We start from the raw sequence: 22,037 nt of genomic DNA on the forward strand, positions 1-22,037 counted from the left end.
TGCCGGTCTTCATGTCTGTAGCGGTATCTCCCATGTAGAGTACTTCGTCTGCGGTGAAACCGAACTTGTCTAAGATGCGGAAGACTCCGGCGGGATCAGGCTTGATGGGCACGCCGTCCACCTGTCCCTGCACTACATCAAAATAGCCCTTACCAAATAAACTCTCAATGACATCCACGGTGGCATGGTGGGGCTTATTGGATAATACGGCGATCTTCATTCCACGTTTCTTCAACTCTTCCAGCAGTTCCGTAATTCCCTCATAGGGCTTCACCTGATACATGCAGTTCGCCTGAAAGATCTCTTTGTATCTGGCATAGGCTGCCTCAAAATGGGTCAGTCCGGTATCTCCGCTCTTGATCAGTGCCCGCTTTACCAGATTGGCGGCACCGTCTCCCACAAAATATTTATAATCCTGTACCGAGAAAGGTCCATAGCCGAATTCCGCCATGGTCTTGTCTCCGCTGTATTTCATGCTCATAATAGAATCAGATAAGGTTCCGTCCAGGTCAAAAATTGCTGCTTTCTTCATTCTGTTCTCCTACACTAATCTCAATCCATGCAGTTCCTGATAGACTCTTCCCACGGGAAGGCCTACCACATTGTTGTAATCGCCCTCGATACCGCGGATATATCTGGCGCAAAATCCCTGAATGCCATAGGCTCCCGCCTTGTCCATCGGATCCCCGGTAGCCACATATTCCCGGATCTGTGCATCGGTCATAGGATAAAAATGCACTGTGGTCTTCTCATGGAAAGTCAGCATCTTCCTCTCACCGTTTTCCTCATAGAGGATCGTCACGCCTGTGTATACCTCATGTCCTCTGCCCTGCAGCATAGTAAGCATGGCTGCCGCAGCTTCCGTATCCGCAGGCTTACCCAGAATCTTACCGTCGCAGGCGACCACAGTATCGGCTCCCAGCACAAGGGTGTCTGTCATAGTAGTTTCTCCACTTTTCTGTTCCGGATCACAGACACCACTTTCCGCAAGTTTCTCCCACACCGCTTCCGCCTTCTGCGCTGACAGTTCTTCCACCACTTTCGCCGGCTCTGTGGAGTTGATCTTCTCCTCGGTCTCGCTGACCACAACATCGAAATCCAGTCCGATCTGTGTCAGAAGCTCCCGTCTCCTGGGGGAGGCGGATGCCAGTATAATCTTCTTATTCATGATGTGTCTCCGGGATAAAAGTTCTGCTTTCGATGGCAGACTCTCCCGCAGCCTCCTTTGCTTTTTGAATGGCCTCCAGGCAGAAAGCATCCTGAGAGTTAAACAGCTGCTTTCCTCTCTTGTCCTGCTTCTCATAGCTGCCATCCGGCTGTAAAATTGAAGCCTTCACATTATCCTTCAGTTGACTGTTCAGGATATGTAGCAATTCCTCCTTCAGCTCCGGGCGATCTACCGGGAAGAGGATCTCCACACGACGCTCCAGATTACGGGGCATCCAGTCGGCACTTCCACAATAGATCTCATAATGGTCATCATTTGCAAAATAAAAAATACGGCTATGCTCCAGGAAATTGCCGACGATGGAGCGGACACTGATATTCTCGCTGACACCGGGGATTCCCACCTTCAGGCAGCAGATACCTCTGACGATCAGTTCGATCTTCACGCCGGCCGCACTTGCTTCATACAGGGCACGGATAATATCCTTGTCGCAGAGGGAGTTCATCTTCGCAATGATATGAGCATTCTTTCCCTCCAGCGCATAATTTTTCTCACGCTCGATCAGGTGCAGGAACTTATCCTTCAGCCATAACGGTGCCAATGCCAGCTTGTTCCAGAACAGTGGCTCAGAATAACCGGACAGCATGTTGAATACTGCCGTGGCATCCTCGCCGATGCGCTCCGCGCAGGTCAGCATACCCACATCCGTGTACAGCTTCGCCGTAGCATCGTTATAGTTACCGGTACCCAGATGGACATATCTGCGGATGCCATCCTCTTCTCTGCGGACCACCAGTGTGATCTTGGAATGAGTCTTTAATCCCACCAGTCCATAGATAACATGACAGCCTGCCTTTTCCAGCATTCTCGCCCAGACGATATTATTTTCCTCATCGAAACGGGCTTTCAGTTCCACCAGTACTGTGACCTGCTTGCCGTTCTCGGCGGCCTGAGCCAATGCCGCAATAATGGGAGAATTGCCGCTGACACGATACAAGGTCTGTTTGATAGCCAGTACTTCCGGATCTCTCGCCGCCTGACGGATGAAATCCACCACTGGCGTAAAGCTCTGGAACGGATGATGTAAGAGGATATCTCCCTTACGGATCTCCTCGAAAATATTGCAGCCTGCGGGAAGCTCCGGTGACTGCTGGGGCTCATACTTGGGAGTCTTTAAATGGTCAAAGCCCTCCAGCCCGTAGATCTTCATCAATACAGTCAGATCCAACGGTCCGTCGATTTCATAAATATTCTCGGGCTCGATGTTCAATTCCTTCTTAATGATCTTCAGTAGCCGCTTATCCATGCCGCTTTCCACTTCCAGGCGGATGGCTTCGCCCCACTGACGCTTCTTTAACTGCTTTTCGATCTCCTTTAACAGGTCTGCCGCCTCATCCTCATCAATGCTCAGATCCGCATTTCGCATGATACGGAAAGGATGGGCACAGACAATATCATAATTCAGAAACAGCTTATCCATGTTCCGCTCAATGATCTCTTCTAACAGAATGATCTTGCAGGCCTTGCCCTTAGACGGGATCCGTACCACACGGCTCAGGACACTGGGCACCTGTACGGTGGCGAATTCCAGTTCCTCGTCACTGTTTTTCTTCCGCACCATAGCTCCGATGTTCAGAGATTTGTTGCGAATCAGAGGGAACGGTCTGGAAGAGTCCACGGCCATGGGGGTCAGCACAGGATACACATTTTCCTGAAAATACTGATCCACATACGTTGCCTCCTCCGCCGTCAGCTGCTCATGCTCTCTGATGATATGCAGACCGTTTTTCTCCAGAAGAGGGAGTAAGGAACGGTTATAGGTGGAATATTGCAGATCCACCAGTTCATGGATTGCTACATGCAGCGCCTTTAACTGCTCTGTGGGCGTCATGCCGGCAATATCCTTTTTGGTATAACCCGCATTTTCCATATCCTTTAAAGATGCCACGCGGATCATGAAAAATTCATCCAGGTTCGATGCTGTGATGCTTAAAAATTTCAACCGTTCGAACAATGGGATGCTCTTGTCTCTGGCCTCGTTCAACACTCTATAGTCGAACAGTACCCAGCTCAGTTCCCGGTTGGTATAATATTTCGGATCTTTAAAATCGATTTCCATTTTTCCCTGCTGCCTCCCTTAAAATTTCTTTTTCTGCCGGATCACCGGGGTAATGCTGTATACTTCCTTGAAAAATTCCGTGCTGGTCTGGAAGAATCCCTTTTCCAGCGTAATATCTTCCTGGGTGTCCACCTTCAGAATCAGTTCATTCTCCTGTAAAACGGCCTTGACACCTTTCATTTTCTGTTTGTGGCTGCAGTCAAGGCTGTTGGCCAGACGTAAGATGGCAGTCAGTTTGGCAACCGTTAAGTAGCTCGCCTTATCCAGTCCCATAGGGCGCTCCTGTGCCTGCCCATAATAGACGAAATCGCTGTGGTTAAACCTTACCACGTTGGCCACGATCTCCCGCTCCATATGGGACAATCCGATCATTTCCGTTGCCATGATGATGTCATAGGAAGCCTCGCCGACATTGAGCAGGCTGATATATTTTCCACAGTCGTGCAAAATAGCGGCCAGCCGCAGATACAGGCGTTCTCTCTGCCCCATGCCATGCACTTTTTTCATACTGTCAAAAATCGTGGTCGTGATATGTTCCAGGGTATCCGCTCTCTTACTGCTGCCATTGTAGCGCTTGCTGATATTCAGTGCGCAAGCGATAATATCCTCCGCAAAATCATGCTCGCCACGGAACATTTTGTTCTGCTCCGCATACTCATAGGCGATACCGTCGCAGAGTGTTACGCCCGGTGCCCAGACCAGTTCCGCGCCCATGAGTTCTGCAATTCGTCTGGTCAGAATGGCACTGATGTACACCAGAGGCACTTTCTCCTCCGCAATATCCATCCGCTTCGCCAGCTCCGTGGTGCCTTTGGTACGAAGGGCTTCCATCAGCTGGGAAAATGCCTTGCGATCCACTACGGCATTGACTTCTCCCCGCTCGTGAGCCTTGCGCACCGCCCAGGGAGACAGGTAATCGTCCACGATGATGATATTTTTGATCTCGCGGTCCTTGAGATACAGCTTCTTGTAATCATCCAGCTGTGCCGTAGCCAGTTCGTCCACCAGACGCTCCATCTGAGTGCTGCCCGCGTTCAGATGATTCAGCAGTTCCTGCAGCCGCAGTACCCCCAGCCGCAGGTTCTGCGTGGAGACCAGTGTATCCTTGTCGAACAGGGAAATCTGGATACTACCCCCGCCGATGTCCAGGATCGCCGTCTTTTCTTCAATGATTCTGCGGAAAGTCTCTCCCTTGGAGGCAATGGACTTGTAATCCAGGAAACGCTGTTCGGAGTTGCTTAAGGTCTCCACCCAGATGCCGGTACGCTGTTCAATCTGATCCTGTAGGATCAGGGTATTTTCCGTCTCCCGGATGGCACTGGTACCGTAGGCTTTGTAAGCTGTCACCTTGTAGGATTCCATGATCTGTGCAAATTCTTTCAAAGTATGACACAGGTCATCTATTTTCTCATTGCTAATCTTCCCGTGGGCATAGGTGTCCGAGCCCAGGTCGATCCGCTGGCGGATACAGTCGATCTCCCGCATGGTATTTTTCCCGGAGAGATCAAATATTTTCATGGTGAGTTCAAAGCTGCCCACATCAATGGCTGCGAAGGTTTTTACACTCATAAGGTTCCTCACTTTCCTAACAGGTAATCAATGAACTGCTGGGCACTTCTTCCGGACAGTCCGCCGTGGGACAGTTCCCATTTGTTGGCTTCCAGTAAAAGTTCCTCTTCCGGCATCTCCACATGATAGCGCTCCGCTAGAGTCTTCACGATATTCTGGAATTCCTTTTTGTTGGGAGCACCGAAATAAATGGTCACGCCGAAACGGTATACCAGCGACAGCTTCTCCTGTACGGTATCGCTGGTGTGCATATCCTCTCTGGTCTCCTCCTTGTCACTGTAGTTCTCGCGGATGAGATGGCGACGGTTGGAAGTAGCATAGATCAGGACGTTCTCCGGCTTTTTCTCCAGACCACCCTCGATGACAGCCTTTAAGTATTTGTATTCGATCTCGAACTCTTCGAAGCTCAGGTCATCCATATAAATGATAAATTTGTAATTGCGGTTCTTAATCTGGCTGATGACCGTGTTCAGATCCTGGAACTGATGCTTGTAGACCTCGATAATACGCAGACCCCTGTCATAATATTCATTGGCAATGGCTTTGATGCTGGAAGATTTACCGGTTCCCGCATCACCGAACAGCAGGCAGTTGTTGGCCTTTTTACCGTTTACAAAAGCCTCGGTATTGTCTACCAGTTTTTTCTTGGGAAGCTCGTAACCTACCAGATCATCCAGTTTCACATGGGCAATGTTCAAAATCGGAACGATATGTACACCCTCCTCGTCATGGGTAATGCGGAAGGACTTGTGCAGGCCGAATTTGCCGACACCGTATTCCTTATAGAACTGGGTCAGTGTAGCCTTCATCTCCTCGGCCGTTCCGTCTGCGCAGAACTTTTCCGCCAGTTCACAGATGCGGGCACAAATTCTCTTATTGTACACCTTGCTCTCCTGCATGCTGCTGGCATAATTTTCAATGATGGAAAATTCCGGCACATGAAGCTGCTCCATCATGGGTGCAAAATCAAAGTCATAGAATTCCTTGAAAATGCGGATGTCATGCAGTGCCGCATCGTTGATGGAACCGACGATCTCTCCGCGGATCTCGCAGCCACAGCTGTAGCTGTTCTCGTTATTCACCAGGAGATTGGCCAGATAGCAGTGCCACAGATTCCCGTGGAAACCGTAATTGCCTGCCAGATCGATCAAATCATGAATGCACTCGTAAAACAGTGCCGCCATATCTTCCATGTTGTAATATTCGTCATCGTAATGGGACATGAGGAACGCCATGTCATACAGCAGTTCTCCGTCCTCGAAATCACGGTATACGATCAGTTCTTTTTCTCTCATATGTCTAACCTTCTTGTTTTATATGTTTTAACTATTCAGAGCCAATGGGCGAAGTAACCACATGAGCAAATAACATGCAGGCATGTTATTTAAGTAAGCCTCGCAGAGGCGGTTTTGCGAATGGGTTTCTGAATAGTTGTTATGCTTAATAATTGCCCAGTATCTTCATGCTGCGGGCTTCTTCTCTGAGTCCCCGCAGTGCGTTTTTCACCGCGCTGTCCGCAAGATTGCCTTCGAAATCAATAAAGAAGCGGTACTCCCAGTTCCTCTCGGGGATCGGGCGGCTCTCGATCTTGGTCATGTTCAGATTGTTGTAGATAAAATGGGACAGAATGTGGTACAGGGATCCGCTCTCATGGGGGATTTCCAGACACAGGCTGATCTTGTTGGCATTTTTGCGGAAGATCTTCTGGTTCGTCACAATGATGAAACGGGTGGAGTTGCTGTCGGAATCGTTGATCCCTTTTTCCAGAATCTCCAGTCCGTAGGTCTGGCCCGCATATTCACTGGCGATGGCCGCCTGGGTCTGATCCTTGTCCTTTGCCACCTTCAGTGCTGCGAAAGCGTTGTTCTGCATGCTGATCTGCTGCCAGTCATGCTCGGAGAGGTATCTGGTGCTCTGCATCAGGGACTGGGGATGGGAATAGACTCTTTTGATCTCTTCCATCTTCGTGCCGGGCAGTGCCAGCAGGCAGTGTTCGATGGGGATCACCTGCTCTCCCACGATGTAGTTTTCGAATTCCACCAGCAGATCGTAGATTTCATTGACAATGCCCGCCGTGGAATTTTCAATGGGAAGTACGGCAAAATCCGCACTGCCTTCATCAATGGCACTCATGGCATCCCGGAAGGATTCCACATGGAATGCATTGACATTCTCGCCAAAAAATTTCCGCATGGCTGCCTGGGAATAGGAACCTTCCGCACCCTGATAGACCACTCTGGCACACTCGGTCTCCAGTTCATCCACACCGATGAAGGGGAGTCTGCCTTCACTGCCATGGGCTGCCAGCAGCTGGTACTGGAGCTTTCTGCTCATGGACATGATCTGTTCAAACAGTTCCTCCACGCCGTGGCTGTTGAAATCATTATGGGTCAGTGCCTTGACTCCGGCGATCTTCTCCTGCTCTCTCTGTTTGTCAAATACTTTTTTGCCGGTCTCTATTTTATATTCCGCCACCTGTCTGCTGACATCCATGCGCTTCTCATAGAGATCCACGATCTGCCGGTCAATGGTGTCGATCTGTTGTCTCAACTGTGATAAATCCATGCTGTTCTCCTTAACTTAACTGATATCCACGAATTGCTCCGCTGCAAAGCAGCTCCCGCAATTCTCAAACATTCGGAATCCGCTGACTCCAAATGTAACTATTCAGAATAGTTACATTCTATCTCACTTTTTCCTTGTTAGCAAGCAAGAACCAAGGTATAATATTAGATATTACAAAAACTTTACATTTCATTTTACATAAAGAAGGATTGCTTATGAAAGATAAAAAAGCCTTATTGATTCTGATTCCTTTTCTTCTGTTCGTGATCATCATCGGTGCATTTGCCATCGTGGGAGACCGGATCCCTGACAATCCCCCGGAGACCGTGGGGAACACCGCCGGAAATCTGAACAATTCCGGCTACTTCTGCGAGTATGATGGAAAAGTGTATTTTGCCAATGTCTATGACAGCGACACCCTGTACTCCATGGATCCTTCGGAGCAGAATATCAAAAAACTTGGAAATGCCTCCGTACAAAATATCCTGGCTGGCGGTAAATTCCTCTACTATTATCAGACCGGAGCTTCCGGGGATGCCGGGATCGGTGCTCTGCGAACTGTGCGTTCCTTCAACCGCTGTAAGCTAAACGGCAGCGACGTCACAGGACTTACCAGAGATCCCATTTCCACCGCCCAGCTGGTGGGAAGCAACCTCTATATTATGACCGTGGATGATAACGGGCCTTTATTTTACCGTATGAAGATCGACAAGTCTGACAAGACGGAACTTGCCAACTTCGAGATCAATCCCGCCAGCGCCGTAAACGGCACCATTTATTACAACGGTACGCAGGACAACCACTATCTCTATGCCATGAATACCGCAACGGACGGAGTTTCCACCGTATGGGACGGCAATCTGTGGTATCCCATCGTACAGGGAGATTATGTCTACTATATGGATGTGGAAAATGATTACCGCCTGTGTCGTTACTCCCTGTCCCGGAATGAGATCGAAGTCCTGACCAACGAACGGATCGACTGCTTCAATGTGGGTTACGGTTATGTGTACTATCAGGTGAACGGCGAAGAAGCCTGCCTGAAATGCATGCGGGATGACGGAAGCGACTCCTGGGTCATTGCCGAAGGCAATTATACTGCCATCAATATGACATCCCAGTATGTCTATTTCCAGATGTTCGGAGATGACTCTTCCTGGTATCACTCTCCATTAGGCAGTCAGAGCTACAGCGGATTTGACGCAGCCAGACAGGCCGCGCTGGATGCTATGAAAAAATAATGTAACGATTCAGAGCCATGAAATATGAGCGGATGTTCGTCGAATGCTTGCATTTGTAAGAGCATCCGCTCATATTTCTTTGGCGAAGCAGCTTGTATGAGCAAAAAGAAAGCATCGAAGATGCGATTTTGCGAATACTGCTCTGAATAGTTACAGAATACTAACATAGCAAGAGCCGCAGACATTCCGCCTGCGGCTCTTATTTTTCGTTCCCGTTGCAAATTGATTTTAACCTTCCTCGATATGGTTCAGGCCCTGATTCAGAATCGTGATGATATGGTCATCCGCCAGTGCATAAAAGATCGTCTTGCCGTCTCTGCGGTTCTTCACCAGATCCATCTGCTTCAATACCCGTAACTGATGGGAAATGGCAGACTGTGACATACCAAGCAGAGTGGCTATGTCATACACACACATTTCGGAGCACAGCAGCACCGACAAGATCTTCAGTCTTGTAGCATCTCCAAATACTTTAAAAAATTCTGCCAGATCCTGTAACTCCTCCTCCGGCGGCATCTTCTCATCAATCTGCCGGATGGTTTCCGGATCTGCGGAAAGATAACTGTTCTTCTCTTCCATTTTATTTCTCCATTATTTACTCTGTGATCCCTCTCTCAACAGAGGTTTTCTGCACTGACTGTTATCTACGGTTAACTATATTTACTATACACTATTTCTGCGAATTCGACAAATGAAAATATTGCCGCATGCCCTCTGTCATGGTGATCGTTCCCTCATGGTCGATGAACAATCCTTCCGCATCATACTTTTCCAGAAGTTGCTGGCCTTCCTCCTGTCCCAGTACAAAGCAGGCCGTAGACAGGGCATCACTTAAGAATCCGTCCTTCGTCACGATGGTGACCCCCGCCACATCACTGTGGGCCGGTGATCCGGTCCGTGGATCCAGTATGTGATGATATCTGACACCATCCACTTCCACATAGCGTTCATAATCTCCCGATGTGGATACACAGTGCCCTCCGTCCAGTGTCAGCACGCCCACACTTTCCGAAGGATCCAGCGGATCTGTCACTGCGATCTGCCCTCCGGCTTGCTTCCGTAAGTCAGGATGCTACCGCCCACGGAAATCACGGCACCACTTACCTCCGGATGCGCTTCCAGTATCTTAAGGATCTCATCCAGCGCCACACCTTTTCCCATAGCTCCCAGATCCAACTGCATTTCTGCGGGAATGCTCACCGAATCCCCGTCCGCCTGTTGTTCCAACTGAATTTTCTGCCAGCCTGTGGTGGCAAGAGCCTCCGCGATCTCTTCCTGCCTCGGCAGTTCATAATCCCCGGAATCTCCGGCAGCCGCCCAGGTATCAATGTCCCACAGACGGCTGAGCCGGCCGATACTGACATCAAAGGCCCCGGCACTCTCCTCTGAGATCTGCCGGCATCTTCCCAACCACTCAGCCATCGCTGGAGATACAGAGGTCTGCCCTTCTCCAGCGGTTGCATTGATCCGCGCCACTTCCGCACTTTCCAGCCTCCAGGAAAGTTCTTTTTGTTCCAGATCGTTTAGTTTTTGTAAAAGAACATCTGTTATTTTCTCATATATTTCACTATTTGTTGTGGTTGCGGAATTTCCGGTAACATAAACGGTCTGGGAGATCACGGTTCCCATGGCGGTATCTATGCTTTTTTCGCATTCCGTTTTCTGCCCGCATCCCGCCAGAAAAAACACCGGGAGCATTGCCAGTAACGTTGCCCGCCGCAACACCCGGGGCGTTTTCAAATACTTCTTCATTTTTTTCATTCCTTTTGCTATACTGTTCTCATCAGAAAGGAGTTCCTTATTCCTATGAATCTTTCCATGAATGATCGAAAAAAAGCAGTTCTCCTTACCACCGCTCTGCTTGTAATAGCTGTCCTTTGCGTAGTGCGGATCTATATAGTCTCGCACAGTTCCGTAGAAAACGGTCAGGCTCTCTATGCCGATCTCTATCAGAACGGCGAATTATTGCAGACCATCCGTCTGGATACGGTGACCGCCGAATATACCTTTGAGGTCTCCGGGAATGCCGGTGCCACGAATACCGTCTGTGTCCGTCCGGGCAGCATTGCCATCGTCTCTGCGTCCTGTCCGGATCAGATCTGCGTGCATCAGGGATTTATCAGCACCTCCCTGCTCCCCATCACCTGTCTGCCCAATCGGCTGGTGATCCGGGTCAGAGAAGAGGTTTCCGTTCCGGATGACACTGCACCGGTTCCGGACGGCGTGACCTATTGACAGAATACCATTTTTGCCTGCATGATTCTAACCACACGATGCCCTAATCCACAACTCGAAATCATCCGGTGCTAACCCCCTGATGCCAAACCTCCACGGTATTAAAGCCCACGGCCCTAAAACACCGCAGATCTTACGAATTACGAAAACACGGAGATTTTAATGAAACCACCTGTAACTACCCGAAAACTGACGACGCTTTCTCTGCTGGCGGCCATTGCACTGGCGCTGTATGCCGTGGAAAGTGCTCTGCCCCCCATTGTCCCGATCCCGGGCATCAAGCTGGGGCTTTCCAATATAATAACGCTTGTTGTTCTATGGAAATATTCCGCAAAAGACGCCTTTTTCGTGCTTCTGGTGCGGATCCTTTTAGCGACCATGTTCTTCGGGCAGGCCATGAGTCTCCTGTACAGCCTGTCTGGCGGTATACTCTGCCTGTTTGCCATGCTGCTTGTGAAGCGGCTGTTGCACGGGAATTACCTGTTCCTCGCAAGCATGACAGGTGCTGTTTTTCACAATCTGGGGCAGATTGGTGTTGCTTTTTTACTGACTTCCGTTCCCGCTGTGCTTGTCTATCTGCCGTTTTTGCTTCTCAGCGGTCTGGTGACCGGTCTGTTCATTGGTCTCTGTGCCCGCTTTACGCTTCGCTTCCTTCCGTGATATCCACGGGAAGCTCCGCCAGCATCTGTGCTACGGTCTTGTGAGTAATGGGATGACGGAAATTCGGTGCCAGCTCACTTAAGGGCTTCAGTACAAAATAACGATTCTCCATATCTATATGCGGGATCATCAGATCCTCGGAATCATACACCAGATCATCATAGAAGATAATATCCAGATCCAGTGTCCGGGGTCCCCAGTGAAGCTTACGTTCTCTTCCTTCCATCTGCTCAATACGGTGCAGCTCCTGTAATAATTCTTCCGGTGCAAGCAACGTTCGGATCCCAAACATTCCATTTACAAAATTATCCTGCTCTACGACGCCATAAGGCAGTGTCTCCAACAGCTCCGACACCTTTTCCACTCTGATGTCTTTGTTCTTCTGAAGCTGTCCCAAAGCCTGCGCGATATGCTCTCTGCTGTCTCCCATATTGGAACCCACGGCAATATAGGCTTCATGCCATTCCCTGTGAATCGCCACAGATACACTGCCAAAAGGTAATGGGATTGGAGCCTCGGGCTTGCGGATCTCCAGATCCAGTCCCTGTACCAGCGGAAAATACTGTAATACTTCGTAAGCAGTCCGCTCCGCCACCGTTTCGATCAGTTGAAAAGTATGCTGCTGCATGAACTCCGTGATAAACTGACAGACCTCTCCGTAATTGGTGGAGAGATTTAAGTCATCCGCCAGTCCTGCCGGACGGGTATTCGTATATAACGTGGCATTCACATAAAAATGCTGTCCTTTTTCATTTTCTTCCGGATATACGCCGTGATGCGCGTATACTTCCAATTCTTCGATACGGATCTGGTCCTCATAAGTGCCTTTTTTCATTTGCCGACTCCGCCTTTCCCAACGCTTCTTCGCAAAATATCAGTTACTGCTGTTTAAAATAGCTTCACACATTTTAATGGTGCGGACATTTTCTTTCACATCATGCACCCGGACAAACATACATCCCTTCTGGACGCCGAACATGGTAGTCACCAGCGTTCCCTCCACTCTCTCCGTCACCGGCAGATCCAGTGTCAGCCCGATGACCGACTTGCGGCTGCATCCCAACAGCAGGGGATAGCCGAACATATTCAGTTCTTCCAGACAGTTGATGATCTCCAGATTGTTCTCGTAGGTCTTGCCGAACCCCACGCCGGGATCCAGAATGATCTTCTCATCCGCAATGCCTGCCGCTTCCGCCAGATGGATCGTGTCTGCCAGATCTGCCGCCACATCCTGCATGAAATCCTGATAGTCCGCCTCTTTGCGGTTGTGCATCAGACAGCAGGGCAGGCCGCTCTTTGCAATGACTTCCGCCATGTGTCTGTCGTATTTCAATCCCCAGATATCGTTGATGAGATCCGCTCCCGCGCGGATCCCCGCCTCTGCCACACCGCTTTTGTAGGTGTCCAGGGAAATGGGAATGTCAAAATTTGCCTTCACCGCCTCGATCATGGGTACGACTCTGGCAATCTCCTCCTCGTCAGATAGCAGGGTATAACCCAGACGCGTGGACTCTCCGCCGATGTCCACAATATCCATCCCCTCAGCGATCATTTCTTCCACATGCTTCAATGCCCGGTCTCTGTCATTCCACTTTCCTCCGTCGGAAAAAGAATCCGGGGTCACATTCAGGATCCCCATTACATAAGTATGTCCTTTGGTCTGAAACTCTCTGTTGCCAATCTTCATTTGTTTTCTCCCTCATGTTTGTATTATTTTTTGTCCGGATATGTTCCCCTACCGGGTACAGCTTTGCGAATTTCTCGGTTCAGCCTGTTGCACTCAGTACCTGATCGTCAGGTTCTTCTTGCCGTCTTTCCAGTTGCAATCCTTCTCCGCATCGCAGGCGAAGCAGGCACGGCTTGCCTTGTCCGCCCGGTAAAGAACGCCGTTTAGGTTCTTCTCTTTCGCGGCCTCGGGATCTCTGTGCCGTGAGATTGCAGTTACAATAACATCCGTTTCTTTATCATCAAATCCACAGTCCTTAAGGATCTCCGGTGCGATCCGGGCACTGGCCTGCTCATGAGGCGTGCCGTTCTCGTACTGTTCATGCTTCCCGCAATCATGGAGCAATGCCGCCGCATAGATCCACTCCCGGTCCAGTTCCAGTCCTTCCTCCAGAGCTATGATCGTCCCGATCCGGGCCACATCCAGAAAATGTACCATACTATGACGGCAGAAGCGTCTGTCTGCTTCTGCCGCATTGTTCTTTCCTAAATGGTATAAAAATAAATCATGATTTAATATTTTATCAATTCTATCCATCAAAGTCTCACCATTCCGTCCCGGTCTCTTAACAGTTTTCTTCCGCATCCGCAATGTCTATCGGTTCACCAGCTGTAAGAATCTGTCCTGCAATTCCTTATTCTCCGCAAAGACTCCCCTTGTCACCATGGTAATGGTCTGGCTGCCGGGCTTTTTGATCCCGCGCATGGTCATGCACATATGCTCTGCTTCCAACATTACCATAACTCCCTGAGGTGCCAGATATTTCATGATATCATCGGCGATCTGCGCCGTCATCCGCTCCTGGATCTGTAATCTTCTGGCATATACCTCCACAGTCCTGGCAAGCTTACTCAGACCCACAACCTTGCCATCTGGGATATACGCAACATGAGCTTTGCCATAAAAAGGCATCAGATGATGCTCGCACATAGAATAGAAGGTAATATCCTTCTCCAGTACCATCTCGTTATTGTCTACGGAGAAGACCTTCGACAGATGCTCTCCCGCATCCTGATCCATACCGCCGCAGATCTCTTCATACATCCTGCCGATCCGCTCCGGTGTCTCCTTCAGTCCTTCTCTATCGGTATCTTCCCCGATTCCTTCCAGTAAAAGCTTTATTGCTTCCTGTACTTTCTTCTGATCTACCATTTTCACCGCCTCGCTTTCCGTTTATTCCCTGCTGTCTGTCTCTTCTCCATGATCTTCAGGATTCTTCCCAGATAAGAGAGAGAGCCGAAGCACAATATCACATCATCCCGTCCTGCCAGCAGGTGACTAAGCTCCACTGCCTCTTCCAGGCTGTCCACCGCCGTCACATTGGGGTGTACCTTTGCCACCTCCGTTGCCAGATCATAAGCATGCATGGCTCTGGGATTGTCCGGAGGTGTCACCGTGAGAATCTGATCCGCATACTTCTCCGTCAGCGCGATCACGCGGTCCACTTCCTTGTCCTTTAACATTCCCATTATATAGATAATTCTTTTGTTTGTAAAATAGAATTCTATGGAATCCGCAAGTTTTGCGGCTGCATCCTCGTTATGCGCGCCGTCCACTATAAATAACGGGTGTTCTTCCAGTATTTGCAGCCTTCCGTTCCAGACAGTCTCCTTCAGGCCTTTCCGAATGGCAGTCTCTTTGATCTCATAACCGCATTTTCCCAGAGCCTGCACCGCTTCTACCGCCAGCACAGCATTTGCTACCTGGAATTTCCCCGCAAGGGTGATCTCCAGCTTTTTATAATTTCCATAATCGAAGGTCTGCTTTTTCAGTCCGTATTTCACATGCTTTGCATTTGCCACATCTGCGATGGTCAGCATGCAGCCAAGCTCTGCCGCTGTCTGCTCCACAACCTTTTGTGCCGCTTCCTTTTGCCGCATGGAGACCACCTGACATCCCGGCTTACAGATTCCTGTCTTGTGTGCTGCGATCTCCTCCAGACTGTTCCCTAAAAATTTCATATGATCCATACCGATGGAAGCCAGTACCGCCACCTGCGTTGTGGTGATCAGATTCGTGGCATCCTCTCTGCCGCCCATGCCAGTCTCCAGCACGACGATATTGCACTGTTTCTCCCGGAAATACCAAAAAGCCAGCGCCGTCTCGATCTCAAAAGGCGTCGGATGATGAAAGCCGTCACTTACCATAGCATCACAATGCTTTTTAATGATCTCCAGTCCTTCGCACAGATCCTTATGCGTGATCTTCTGCTTTCCGATCTGGATTTTTTCACAATAATCAATAATAACAGGTGATATATATTTTCCCACACGGTATCCGGCAGCCTGTAAGATATTGGAAATATAGGCAAGTGTGGAACCTTTTCCGTTGGTTCCCGCAATATGTACGAATTTCAGGTCGTTCTGCGGATCTCCCAGCCTTCTGCACAGCTCTCTGATGCTGTCCAGCCCCGGAACAATGCCGTAGGTTCCCACTTTTTCCATATATTTCATTGCTTCCTGATAGTTCATAGCAGTCTCTCCCGTATCATACACTGAAAATTTCATATACTATGTCCATGAAAATGACAAAATCCATCGCAAACTCTTTTAAAACCTTCGGCAGGAGCTTTCTCCTGTGCGGGCTGTGCGGCTGGTGCATGGAGATCCTGTTCACAGCGCTGCACTCCCTTCGGCGCAGGGATCTGCGTCTTACCGGTAATACTTCCCTGTGGATGTTCCCTATCTACGGCTCCGCCTGCCTGCTTGCACCCTTCAAACGGCTTTTTGAGCACCTGAATATCAGTCGTCCCGGGCGCGGGCTGTTCTATATGGCTATGATCTTCACCGTGGAATATCTCAGTGGGCGCCTATTGTGGAAGCATGGTCTCTGCCCCTGGGATTACGGTAAAAGCCGTTTCCACATCCACCGGATCATCCGGCTGGACTATGCTCCCTGGTGGTTCCTGGCAGGACTGTTTTTTGAAAAGATCCTGCCCTGAGCCGTTTTACTGCATTACTGCATTGCTTCTGCCAGCATCCGTTCCTCATGACCCTTTTTGTCCCTCACCATCTTCTTCATAAGGAAATGATAAGCGATCCAGAGAAAAATACCTGCGGTCAGCCAGGCTGAGGCATTGGCAAAGCACACACCCACATAACTCATCAGATGCGCTGCCGCAAAGGCCATGATACTACGGCTCAACAATTCCACCACACCGCCCATCATGGGCATGAAGCCGAAGCCACAGCCCTGCAGCGCATTTCGGAAGATAAATATCATTCCCAGCGGAATGAAGAACATGCCGCAGATTGTAATATACGTTCTGGCATAGCCGCATACCATCTCAACCTGTTCGGAAATAAACAGCGGTACAATATAAGGAAGTGCTATATATACCAGTCCGTAGACAAGCACTGCATAGACACCGGACATGATATTGGCAGCTTTCACACCCTTCCGGATACGGTCCAGATCATTGATACCGCGGTTCTGCGCAGAGTAAGTTGCCATAGTCACACCCATTGCGGAAAAGGGCTGTGTCACCAGCTGCTCCACCTTGCAGGACACAGAATAAGATGCCACCACGGTAGAACCCAGCAGATTCAGTGCCGCCTGTACCAGAATAGTGCCGATAGCAGTAATGGAAAACTGCAGTGCCATGGGAATTCCCACGGTCAGCTGATTTTTCACACACTGACTTTCCAGTCTGCAATGCTCCGGACGGATATGCAGTGTAGGTACGCTCTTAATAATATAAATCAGACACAGTACACCGGATAATCCCTGGGAAATGATAGTAGCATAAGCTGCACCGCCCACTCCCATATGGCCATAAACGATCAGTACATAGTCCAGGACAATATTCGTCACCGAAGCGATCACCAGCAATACTAACGGCACTACACTGTTGCCGATGGCACGCAGGATACTGGACAACAGGTTATACAATACATTGCAGGCAATTCCCGCACAGATGATCATAATGTATTCCTTCGTCATATCGAAAATATCTTCCGGGGTATTCATCACCCGGAGCAGACTGTCCATGCCGGCCATACTGACCACAGTCATCACGATCGTCACGATCACCGACAGGATGGCAGCGCTTCCGATACTTTTGCGCATGCCCTCCCGGTCCCCGGCTCCGAAACGCTGTGCCGTCAGCACGGTAAATCCAGTGGTCAGTCCCTGCGTAAATCCCAGGATCAGGAAGCTTACCGACCCGGTGGCTCCTACTGCCGCCAACGCATCCACACCTACGAACCGGCCCACGATAATGGTATCCACCATGCTGTATAACTGCTGGAAAATATTACCTATGATAATGGGAATGATAAATTTTGTAATCAGCTTAGAAGGGCTGCCCTTCGTCATATCAAGTTCCATAAATCTCTTCTCCCGAAAAAACAGGACCCCGGAAGGCCCCATATCTTATACTACATTTACTATATGATGCCGGGGCAAAAGCCCTGGCTTTGATGCCTGTAAATTGTTTCGTATTTTTGCTCATACGATTACTGTAAGTCGTCAATATCCTCAACCTCTCCGGAACCGATATCCAGCATGTTCACGGTTCTGCGCTTCAATCTGGCTTCTTCCGACTCCTTCAAAATAAACTCCTTGATCGCTTTGGAGTTGCGGATATGCTCGATCAACAGTTTGGGATGCGTAGTGTCACCGGTATAACAGACAATGGTACCAAGTCCTGCCATTCTCTCCCAGATACTTGCCGTATGCTCCACATCCTGTACCTTGTACATATAGCAGTCATTCTCTACCTTGGTGAACACACCCGTATCCACAGTGATCATATCCTCTTTGATCACATACTTGGTAAAAGTAAAAGGTAATCCTAAAAATAACCAGCGCTTCTTTTCCACAAATTCTATAGACATAGTGCCCTCCTTATATTGCTTGATCCGGTGTCCCACAGCTGTCTATAACGTACAGCGGAACCGGCTTTTACACGATCTGCTTCATCGGTATAATTCTCTTTGCCTCATTATATGATATCCATTCCAGGAATGCAAAACCTTTCTGTCATAGCCATACAAATTTTCTATATTTTTTCACTTTTTCCTGCTTGATTCTCCCCTTCAGAAATGCTATTATATTACAAATGCAAAAATACAGGAGGATAAACACATGACCGCAAAAGAATGTATTACAGGCCGCAGAAGTATCCGTCAGTATACGGATCAGCCGGTATCTCATGAGCTTCTGGCTCAGATCGTAGAGACAGCTTCTTATGCTCCCAGCTGGAAGCATACGCAAATCGTTCGTTATATCGCTGTGGAAGGCGAAAAGAAAGCGAAACTGGCAGCATGTACTTCCTCCTTCCCGGGTAATGGCAAGATCATGGAGAACGCTCCCATGGTCGTTGCAGTGACCGTGATCAAGGGCAGAAGCGGTTTCGAGAGAGATGGCTCTTTCACTACCGCCAGAGGCGATGCATGGCAGATGTTCGATGCCGGTGTTGCCAGCGAAGCATTTTGCCTGGCTGCTTACGAGCAGGGCCTTGGCACCGTGATCATGGGTATTTTCGATCAGCAGGAAGCTGCTGATCTCCTTGAGATTCCTGAAAATCAGGACCTGATCGCACTGATCCCCATCGGTTATCCCGCAGAAGCACCCGTTGCTCCCAAACGGAAACCCGTAACGGATCTGTTATCTTATCAACAGTAATTTTAAAGTCGAAGAGTTTTTCCTCTTCGACTTTTTTCTGGTCAGGGTATGAGTTGTCCGCTTCCTGCGGTCCCTGTTTCTACCCGCATCATAAGAAAAGCGCTGTATTCTTATGATGTCGCATACACAAGTGAACGCGGATTCTCCTATTCCGTACGGTCACTGTGTCGAAAATAGCAGCGCAGAAACGAGGAAATGAAAAAATGAGACACTTGATGAATCCACTTGACTTCTCTGTTGAGGAACTGGACAAGCTGTTCGCTCTGGCTGACGACATTGAAAAGGATCCCGCCAAATACGCCCACAAATGCGACGGCAAGATCCTCGCTACCTGCTTCTACGAGCCCAGCACCCGCACACGTTTAAGCTTTGAATCCGCCATGACACGTTTAGGCGGCAGAGTCATCGGCTTCTCCGATGCGGCTTCCTCTTCTGCTTCTAAGGGAGAAAGTGTATCCGATACCATCCGCATCATCTCCTGCTATGCGGACATCTGCGCTATGCGCCATCCCAAGGAAGGCGCTCCCATGGTAGCCGCAGAGAAATCCCTGATCCCCGTGATCAATGCCGGTGACGGCGGCCATCAGCATCCCACCCAGACCCTGACTGACCTGCAGACCATCCGCAGCTTCCACGGCGATCTGAATAATTTTACCATCGGTCTGTGCGGTGACCTGAAATTCGGCCGTACCGTACACTCCCTGATCAACGCACTGGTGCGCTACGAAGGCATCAAATTCATCTTCATCTCTCCCGAAGAGCTGAAGATCCCTGACTATGTCACCGACATGCTCCGGGAGAAAGGCATTCCTTTCCAGGAAGTTATCCGTCTGGAAGATGTAATGCCGGAACTGGATCTCTTATATATGACCCGTGTGCAGAAGGAACGTTTCTTCAACGAAGAGGATTATGTCCGCCTGAAAGATTTCTATGTACTGACCCCGGAAAAAATGGAACTGGCGAAGCCCGACATGCTGGTGCTGCATCCCCTTCCCAGAGTCAATGAGATCTCCGTTGAGATCGATGACGATCCCAGAGCCGCCTATTTCAAACAGGCACAGTTCGGTGTCTATGTCCGTATGGCCCTGATCCTGACTTTGCTGGGTCTGGCATAATTTTCCGGCATCTGGCCGCAAAATTATCTTATGAATTCGTATATTAAAGTTAACATACGCAGCACTCTGTGCCTGCAGAATGGAGATTACTATGTTAAATGTAGGAAAAATCGAAGAGGGCTTCGTCCTCGATCATATCAAAGCCGGAAAAAGTCTCTCGATCTATGAGCACCTTCAGCTGGATAAGTTAGATTGCACCGTTGCTATCATCAAAAACGCCCGCAGCGGAAAAATGGGCAAAAAGGATATTCTGAAAGTAGAATGTGACATCAATATGCTGGATCTGGATGTACTGGCATTCATTGATCACAATATCACTGTTAACGTCATCAAAAACGGTGAGATCGTCGAGAAGAAGGAACTGGTACTTCCCAAACAGATCAAAAACGTCATCAAATGCCGCAACCCCAGATGCATCACTTCCATCGAGCAGGGACTGCCCCACGTATTTGTCCTCTCCGATGAGAAAAAAGAGATCTACCGCTGCAAATACTGCGAAGAGAAATACAGCGAAAGCTAAATCTTATACAACAAATGCCCTATCAGCAGCCGCTGGTGGGGCATATTTACAATACTTATTCCGCATCATCCTCTGTTTTCTTTTCACTATCTTCCTGCTTCTGCATATACATTATTTCTAACCTTACCTGAATTGGCAGTAATAGCAGAAAACCAATTAATCCATATAAAATTCCATTTAATGCAATTGAAATGGAAATACTTAATCCTGTAAAAAGAAGTGTTCCTTCCCCCATAGGTTGAATTGCCATAAAGCTGATACAGCTTTCGAGGAATCCCATTCCCAAAAATGTGATTTTCGCAAGCTTTATCGCTGATTTTGCCTGAAACAATTGTTTTATTGATACTGATTTCTTTTTTCCAAAAATAATCCGAAAGGAATCAAAAAAGGGTAGTCCCAAATTTGTCCCCAGCAAAAATAAAGCAGTAACTAAAAACATACTCAATAATGTAGGCATATCCACAAAAAGCATATTCATACTGATTCCCATATTGGTAATAACAGAATATAAAACAACGAATAAAAAAATTATCACAGTTATCCCAAAAGCCAATAATGAACTTCGGCTTTTCTTTTTGCTATTTTCTGTTTCCTGTAAAAGATTCATCATATTGACTTCAGCTTTTTCAGTGTAACCGTTTTCCAACAAATGTTCACCTGACAGGAACTCATTAATACTAATTTGCAGAATGTGGCATAACGGAACAATCAATGCCAGTTCCGGCATTCCTTTGCCACATTCCCATTTGGATATTGTTTTGTTACTGACACCAATCGCATCCGCCAATTGTTGTTGCGTCATTCCCTGCTCTTTTCTTAATGTAGAAATGAATGCCCCAATCTTTTCCTGATCCATTGCTGTTCCTCCCGTAAAACTATAAAATACGATTTTCATGACTGTATTTTACAATTTTATCGCTGTGAGGACAACTTTTCCTTCGTAGACCCCAGTCTATCTATCGTAGATTTTCATTGTATATAACTTCTTTCTGCGTATTTCAGCACTCTTATCTACACATTATCTGCGACATAAAATGTGGGAGTCGGCATATTTTCCCACTCTGTTAACGTAATATTTCCTTTTGTAATTTCCGCTGCTTCCAATAATCCCTGCATTGTTTCATCAAAAAAGTTACTCATAAGTTTTCCTCCGTAGTCTGTTGCGTTTTCTCTTTATTTTACTCAGTCTCATTATGTATCAAATCTCGTTCAATTCCTTTTCCATAATTGTTTTAATTGCTCTAATATCTGTAAAAGTCAACCTTACGCCGCGATTATACATAGCCAATACTTCATTCAAATTTTCTACTAGCAATTTATTAAGCTTTTTATGTATTGTCATCGGCTGATCCTGCACTGTATGAATATGATCAAAATATTTTTCAATAACAGGAAATGTATTCAGTATTAAAAAAACATTTTCCTTTCCTGCAAATTCAAGGTCAAAAAAGAGGTGAGAAAAATATTCCACACCCCTTTTTCAATATGCAA

At 48.2% G+C, this 22,037-nt stretch carries 24 protein-coding genes and 1 pseudogene; 7 read left to right on the forward strand and 18 right to left on the reverse strand.

Translation table 11 applies throughout. The features are described 5' to 3' along the window. From OCV96_RS08215 to pheA, 6 genes are all read right to left on the reverse strand, one after another. A partial coding sequence (locus tag OCV96_RS08215; protein ID WP_262594177.1) for an HAD family hydrolase occupies window positions 1-532 on the reverse strand: 532 nt, incomplete at its 3' end. A gap of 9 nt (window positions 533-541) precedes the next feature. Further along, a complete protein-coding gene (locus OCV96_RS08220; RefSeq protein WP_262594178.1) occupies window positions 542-1,168 on the reverse strand; it encodes a Maf family protein in 627 nt (208 codons plus the stop codon). Beyond that, window positions 1,161-3,287: an RNA degradosome polyphosphate kinase gene (locus OCV96_RS08225; protein ID WP_262594179.1), complete on the reverse strand. Its 2,127-nt coding sequence runs from the start codon at window positions 3,285-3,287 to the stop codon at window positions 1,161-1,163. Before OCV96_RS08225 ends, OCV96_RS08220 begins: the two co-directional genes overlap by 8 nt. Before the next feature lie 18 nt (window positions 3,288-3,305). Beyond that, window positions 3,306-4,856, reverse strand: coding sequence for a Ppx/GppA phosphatase family protein (locus OCV96_RS08230; RefSeq protein WP_262594180.1), 1,551 nt, complete (start codon window positions 4,854-4,856; stop codon window positions 3,306-3,308). Window positions 4,857-4,864: 8 nt separating this feature from the next. Then, window positions 4,865-6,151: an ATP-binding protein gene (locus OCV96_RS08235; protein WP_262594182.1), complete on the reverse strand. Its 1,287-nt coding sequence runs from the start codon at window positions 6,149-6,151 to the stop codon at window positions 4,865-4,867. 145 nt (window positions 6,152-6,296) lie between these two features. Next, window positions 6,297-7,421 carry a prephenate dehydratase gene (gene pheA, locus OCV96_RS08240; protein WP_117568924.1) on the reverse strand — a complete coding sequence of 375 codons (1,125 nt, stop codon included), beginning with the start codon at window positions 7,419-7,421 and terminating at the stop codon, window positions 6,297-6,299. A 215-nt stretch (window positions 7,422-7,636) separates the two neighbouring features. On the opposite strand from pheA, the gene OCV96_RS08245 reads away from it, so the two are divergent. Next, on the forward strand, window positions 7,637-8,662 hold the full coding sequence (locus tag OCV96_RS08245; protein ID WP_227733737.1) for a DUF5050 domain-containing protein: 1,026 nt from the start codon (window positions 7,637-7,639) through the stop codon (window positions 8,660-8,662). Window positions 8,663-8,890: 228 nt separating this feature from the next. Here the strand turns inward: OCV96_RS08245 and OCV96_RS08250 are convergent, their stop codons facing one another. Together OCV96_RS08250 and OCV96_RS19495 are read right to left on the reverse strand one after the other, a co-directional pair. Further along, window positions 8,891-9,241 carry an ArsR/SmtB family transcription factor gene (locus tag OCV96_RS08250; protein WP_022154707.1) on the reverse strand — a complete coding sequence of 117 codons (351 nt, stop codon included), beginning with the start codon at window positions 9,239-9,241 and terminating at the stop codon, window positions 8,891-8,893. A 91-nt stretch (window positions 9,242-9,332) separates the two neighbouring features. After that, window positions 9,333-10,423 (reverse strand): annotated as a pseudogene (locus OCV96_RS19495) (FAD:protein FMN transferase). A gap of 45 nt (window positions 10,424-10,468) precedes the next feature. On the opposite strand from OCV96_RS19495, the gene OCV96_RS08265 reads away from it, so the two are divergent. Both OCV96_RS08265 and OCV96_RS08270 read left to right on the forward strand, forming a co-directional pair. Next, complete coding sequence (locus OCV96_RS08265) at window positions 10,469-10,897, forward strand: NusG domain II-containing protein (protein WP_262594195.1); 429 nt, start codon at window positions 10,469-10,471, stop codon at window positions 10,895-10,897. Window positions 10,898-11,059: 162 nt separating this feature from the next. Continuing rightward, window positions 11,060-11,557: a Gx transporter family protein gene (locus OCV96_RS08270; RefSeq protein WP_227062458.1), complete on the forward strand. Its 498-nt coding sequence runs from the start codon at window positions 11,060-11,062 to the stop codon at window positions 11,555-11,557. Here OCV96_RS08270 and folK read toward each other — a convergent pair. From folK to OCV96_RS08295, 5 genes are all read right to left on the reverse strand, one after another. Beyond that, window positions 11,535-12,392 carry a 2-amino-4-hydroxy-6-hydroxymethyldihydropteridine diphosphokinase gene (gene folK / locus OCV96_RS08275; protein ID WP_262594197.1) on the reverse strand — a complete coding sequence of 286 codons (858 nt, stop codon included), beginning with the start codon at window positions 12,390-12,392 and terminating at the stop codon, window positions 11,535-11,537. The two genes, OCV96_RS08270 and folK, sit on opposite strands and share 23 nt — an antisense overlap. A gap of 39 nt (window positions 12,393-12,431) precedes the next feature. Next, window positions 12,432-13,244, reverse strand: coding sequence for a dihydropteroate synthase (gene folP, locus OCV96_RS08280; protein ID WP_227733740.1), 813 nt, complete (start codon window positions 13,242-13,244; stop codon window positions 12,432-12,434). 93 nt (window positions 13,245-13,337) lie between these two features. Continuing rightward, the gene (locus tag OCV96_RS08285) at window positions 13,338-13,820 is read right to left on the reverse strand and encodes an HD domain-containing protein (protein WP_262594198.1); all 483 of its coding nucleotides are present in this window, start codon (window positions 13,818-13,820) and stop codon (window positions 13,338-13,340) included. 57 nt (window positions 13,821-13,877) lie between these two features. Continuing rightward, on the reverse strand, window positions 13,878-14,435 hold the full coding sequence (gene folE / locus OCV96_RS08290; RefSeq protein ID WP_117465830.1) for a GTP cyclohydrolase I FolE: 558 nt from the start codon (window positions 14,433-14,435) through the stop codon (window positions 13,878-13,880). A 2-nt stretch (window positions 14,436-14,437) separates the two neighbouring features. Next, entirely contained in the window at window positions 14,438-15,754 is a 1,317-nt protein-coding gene (locus OCV96_RS08295) for a bifunctional folylpolyglutamate synthase/dihydrofolate synthase (RefSeq protein WP_262594200.1), read from the reverse strand. A 47-nt stretch (window positions 15,755-15,801) separates the two neighbouring features. Here OCV96_RS08295 and OCV96_RS08300 point away from each other — a divergent pair, with 47 nt between their 5' ends. After that, a complete protein-coding gene (locus OCV96_RS08300) occupies window positions 15,802-16,224 on the forward strand; it encodes a putative ABC transporter permease (protein ID WP_243026420.1) in 423 nt (140 codons plus the stop codon). Window positions 16,225-16,238: 14 nt separating this feature from the next. On the opposite strand, the gene OCV96_RS08305 is transcribed toward OCV96_RS08300, so the two are convergent. Both OCV96_RS08305 and OCV96_RS08310 read right to left on the reverse strand, forming a co-directional pair. After that, window positions 16,239-17,612: an MATE family efflux transporter gene (locus OCV96_RS08305; protein WP_262594201.1), complete on the reverse strand. Its 1,374-nt coding sequence runs from the start codon at window positions 17,610-17,612 to the stop codon at window positions 16,239-16,241. A gap of 128 nt (window positions 17,613-17,740) precedes the next feature. Continuing rightward, entirely contained in the window at window positions 17,741-18,121 is a 381-nt protein-coding gene (locus OCV96_RS08310) for a PH domain-containing protein (protein WP_262594203.1), read from the reverse strand. Window positions 18,122-18,371: 250 nt separating this feature from the next. On the opposite strand from OCV96_RS08310, the gene OCV96_RS08315 reads away from it, so the two are divergent. The 3 genes from OCV96_RS08315 to OCV96_RS08325 all read left to right on the forward strand — a co-directional run bounded on the left by OCV96_RS08315 (window position 18,372) and on the right by OCV96_RS08325 (window position 20,546). Next, on the forward strand, window positions 18,372-18,911 hold the full coding sequence (locus OCV96_RS08315; RefSeq protein ID WP_022154718.1) for a nitroreductase family protein: 540 nt from the start codon (window positions 18,372-18,374) through the stop codon (window positions 18,909-18,911). A 203-nt stretch (window positions 18,912-19,114) separates the two neighbouring features. Beyond that, entirely contained in the window at window positions 19,115-20,026 is a 912-nt protein-coding gene (pyrB, locus tag OCV96_RS08320) for an aspartate carbamoyltransferase (RefSeq protein WP_262594205.1), read from the forward strand. Between the two features lie 91 nt (window positions 20,027-20,117). After that, window positions 20,118-20,546, forward strand: coding sequence for an aspartate carbamoyltransferase regulatory subunit (locus OCV96_RS08325; protein ID WP_118731399.1), 429 nt, complete (start codon window positions 20,118-20,120; stop codon window positions 20,544-20,546). A 55-nt stretch (window positions 20,547-20,601) separates the two neighbouring features. Here the strand turns inward: OCV96_RS08325 and OCV96_RS08330 are convergent, their stop codons facing one another. The 3 genes from OCV96_RS08330 to OCV96_RS08340 all read right to left on the reverse strand — a co-directional run bounded on the left by OCV96_RS08330 (window position 20,602) and on the right by OCV96_RS08340 (window position 22,017). After that, window positions 20,602-21,402 carry a helix-turn-helix domain-containing protein gene (locus OCV96_RS08330; RefSeq protein WP_262594207.1) on the reverse strand — a complete coding sequence of 267 codons (801 nt, stop codon included), beginning with the start codon at window positions 21,400-21,402 and terminating at the stop codon, window positions 20,602-20,604. A 155-nt stretch (window positions 21,403-21,557) separates the two neighbouring features. Next, window positions 21,558-21,686, reverse strand: a complete 129-nt coding sequence (locus OCV96_RS08335) for a hypothetical protein (protein ID WP_262594208.1) — start codon at window positions 21,684-21,686, stop codon at window positions 21,558-21,560. Window positions 21,687-21,744: 58 nt separating this feature from the next. Further along, entirely contained in the window at window positions 21,745-22,017 is a 273-nt protein-coding gene (locus OCV96_RS08340) for a hypothetical protein (RefSeq protein ID WP_262594210.1), read from the reverse strand. Window positions 22,018-22,037: the final 20 nt, after the last annotated feature.

It is taken from the genome of Waltera acetigignens (genome assembly GCF_025567015.1).
GTDB classification, from domain to species: Bacteria; Bacillota; Clostridia; order Lachnospirales; family Lachnospiraceae; genus Acetatifactor; species Acetatifactor acetigignens.

Excerpts from the sequence above, each read along its gene's own strand:
- OCV96_RS08220 (WP_262594178.1), bottom strand. The coding sequence starts at position 1,168 with ATGAATAAGAAGATTATACTGGCATCCGCCTCCCCCAGGAGACGGGAG.
- OCV96_RS08225 (WP_262594179.1), bottom strand. The coding sequence starts at position 3,287 with ATGGAAATCGATTTTAAAGATCCGAAATATTATACCAACCGGGAACTG.
- OCV96_RS08230 (WP_262594180.1), bottom strand. The coding sequence starts at position 4,856 with ATGAGTGTAAAAACCTTCGCAGCCATTGATGTGGGCAGCTTTGAACTC.
- OCV96_RS08235 (WP_262594182.1), bottom strand. The coding sequence starts at position 6,151 with ATGAGAGAAAAAGAACTGATCGTATACCGTGATTTCGAGGACGGAGAA.
- pheA (WP_117568924.1), bottom strand. The coding sequence starts at position 7,421 with ATGGATTTATCACAGTTGAGACAACAGATCGACACCATTGACCGGCAG.
- OCV96_RS08245 (WP_227733737.1), top strand. The coding sequence starts at position 7,637 with ATGAAAGATAAAAAAGCCTTATTGATTCTGATTCCTTTTCTTCTGTTC.
- OCV96_RS08250 (WP_022154707.1), bottom strand. The coding sequence starts at position 9,241 with ATGGAAGAGAAGAACAGTTATCTTTCCGCAGATCCGGAAACCATCCGG.
- OCV96_RS08265 (WP_262594195.1), top strand. The coding sequence starts at position 10,469 with ATGAATCTTTCCATGAATGATCGAAAAAAAGCAGTTCTCCTTACCACC.
- OCV96_RS08270 (WP_227062458.1), top strand. The coding sequence starts at position 11,060 with ATGAAACCACCTGTAACTACCCGAAAACTGACGACGCTTTCTCTGCTG.
- folK (WP_262594197.1), bottom strand. The coding sequence starts at position 12,392 with ATGAAAAAAGGCACTTATGAGGACCAGATCCGTATCGAAGAATTGGAA.
- folP (WP_227733740.1), bottom strand. The coding sequence starts at position 13,244 with ATGAAGATTGGCAACAGAGAGTTTCAGACCAAAGGACATACTTATGTA.
- OCV96_RS08285 (WP_262594198.1), bottom strand. The coding sequence starts at position 13,820 with ATGGATAGAATTGATAAAATATTAAATCATGATTTATTTTTATACCAT.
- folE (WP_117465830.1), bottom strand. The coding sequence starts at position 14,435 with ATGGTAGATCAGAAGAAAGTACAGGAAGCAATAAAGCTTTTACTGGAA.
- OCV96_RS08295 (WP_262594200.1), bottom strand. The coding sequence starts at position 15,754 with ATGAACTATCAGGAAGCAATGAAATATATGGAAAAAGTGGGAACCTAC.
- OCV96_RS08300 (WP_243026420.1), top strand. The coding sequence starts at position 15,802 with ATGAAAATGACAAAATCCATCGCAAACTCTTTTAAAACCTTCGGCAGG.
- OCV96_RS08305 (WP_262594201.1), bottom strand. The coding sequence starts at position 17,612 with ATGGAACTTGATATGACGAAGGGCAGCCCTTCTAAGCTGATTACAAAA.
- OCV96_RS08310 (WP_262594203.1), bottom strand. The coding sequence starts at position 18,121 with ATGTCTATAGAATTTGTGGAAAAGAAGCGCTGGTTATTTTTAGGATTA.
- OCV96_RS08315 (WP_022154718.1), top strand. The coding sequence starts at position 18,372 with ATGACCGCAAAAGAATGTATTACAGGCCGCAGAAGTATCCGTCAGTAT.
- pyrB (WP_262594205.1), top strand. The coding sequence starts at position 19,115 with ATGAGACACTTGATGAATCCACTTGACTTCTCTGTTGAGGAACTGGAC.
- OCV96_RS08325 (WP_118731399.1), top strand. The coding sequence starts at position 20,118 with ATGTTAAATGTAGGAAAAATCGAAGAGGGCTTCGTCCTCGATCATATC.
- OCV96_RS08330 (WP_262594207.1), bottom strand. The coding sequence starts at position 21,402 with ATGGATCAGGAAAAGATTGGGGCATTCATTTCTACATTAAGAAAAGAG.
- OCV96_RS08335 (WP_262594208.1), bottom strand. The coding sequence starts at position 21,686 with ATGAGTAACTTTTTTGATGAAACAATGCAGGGATTATTGGAAGCAGCG.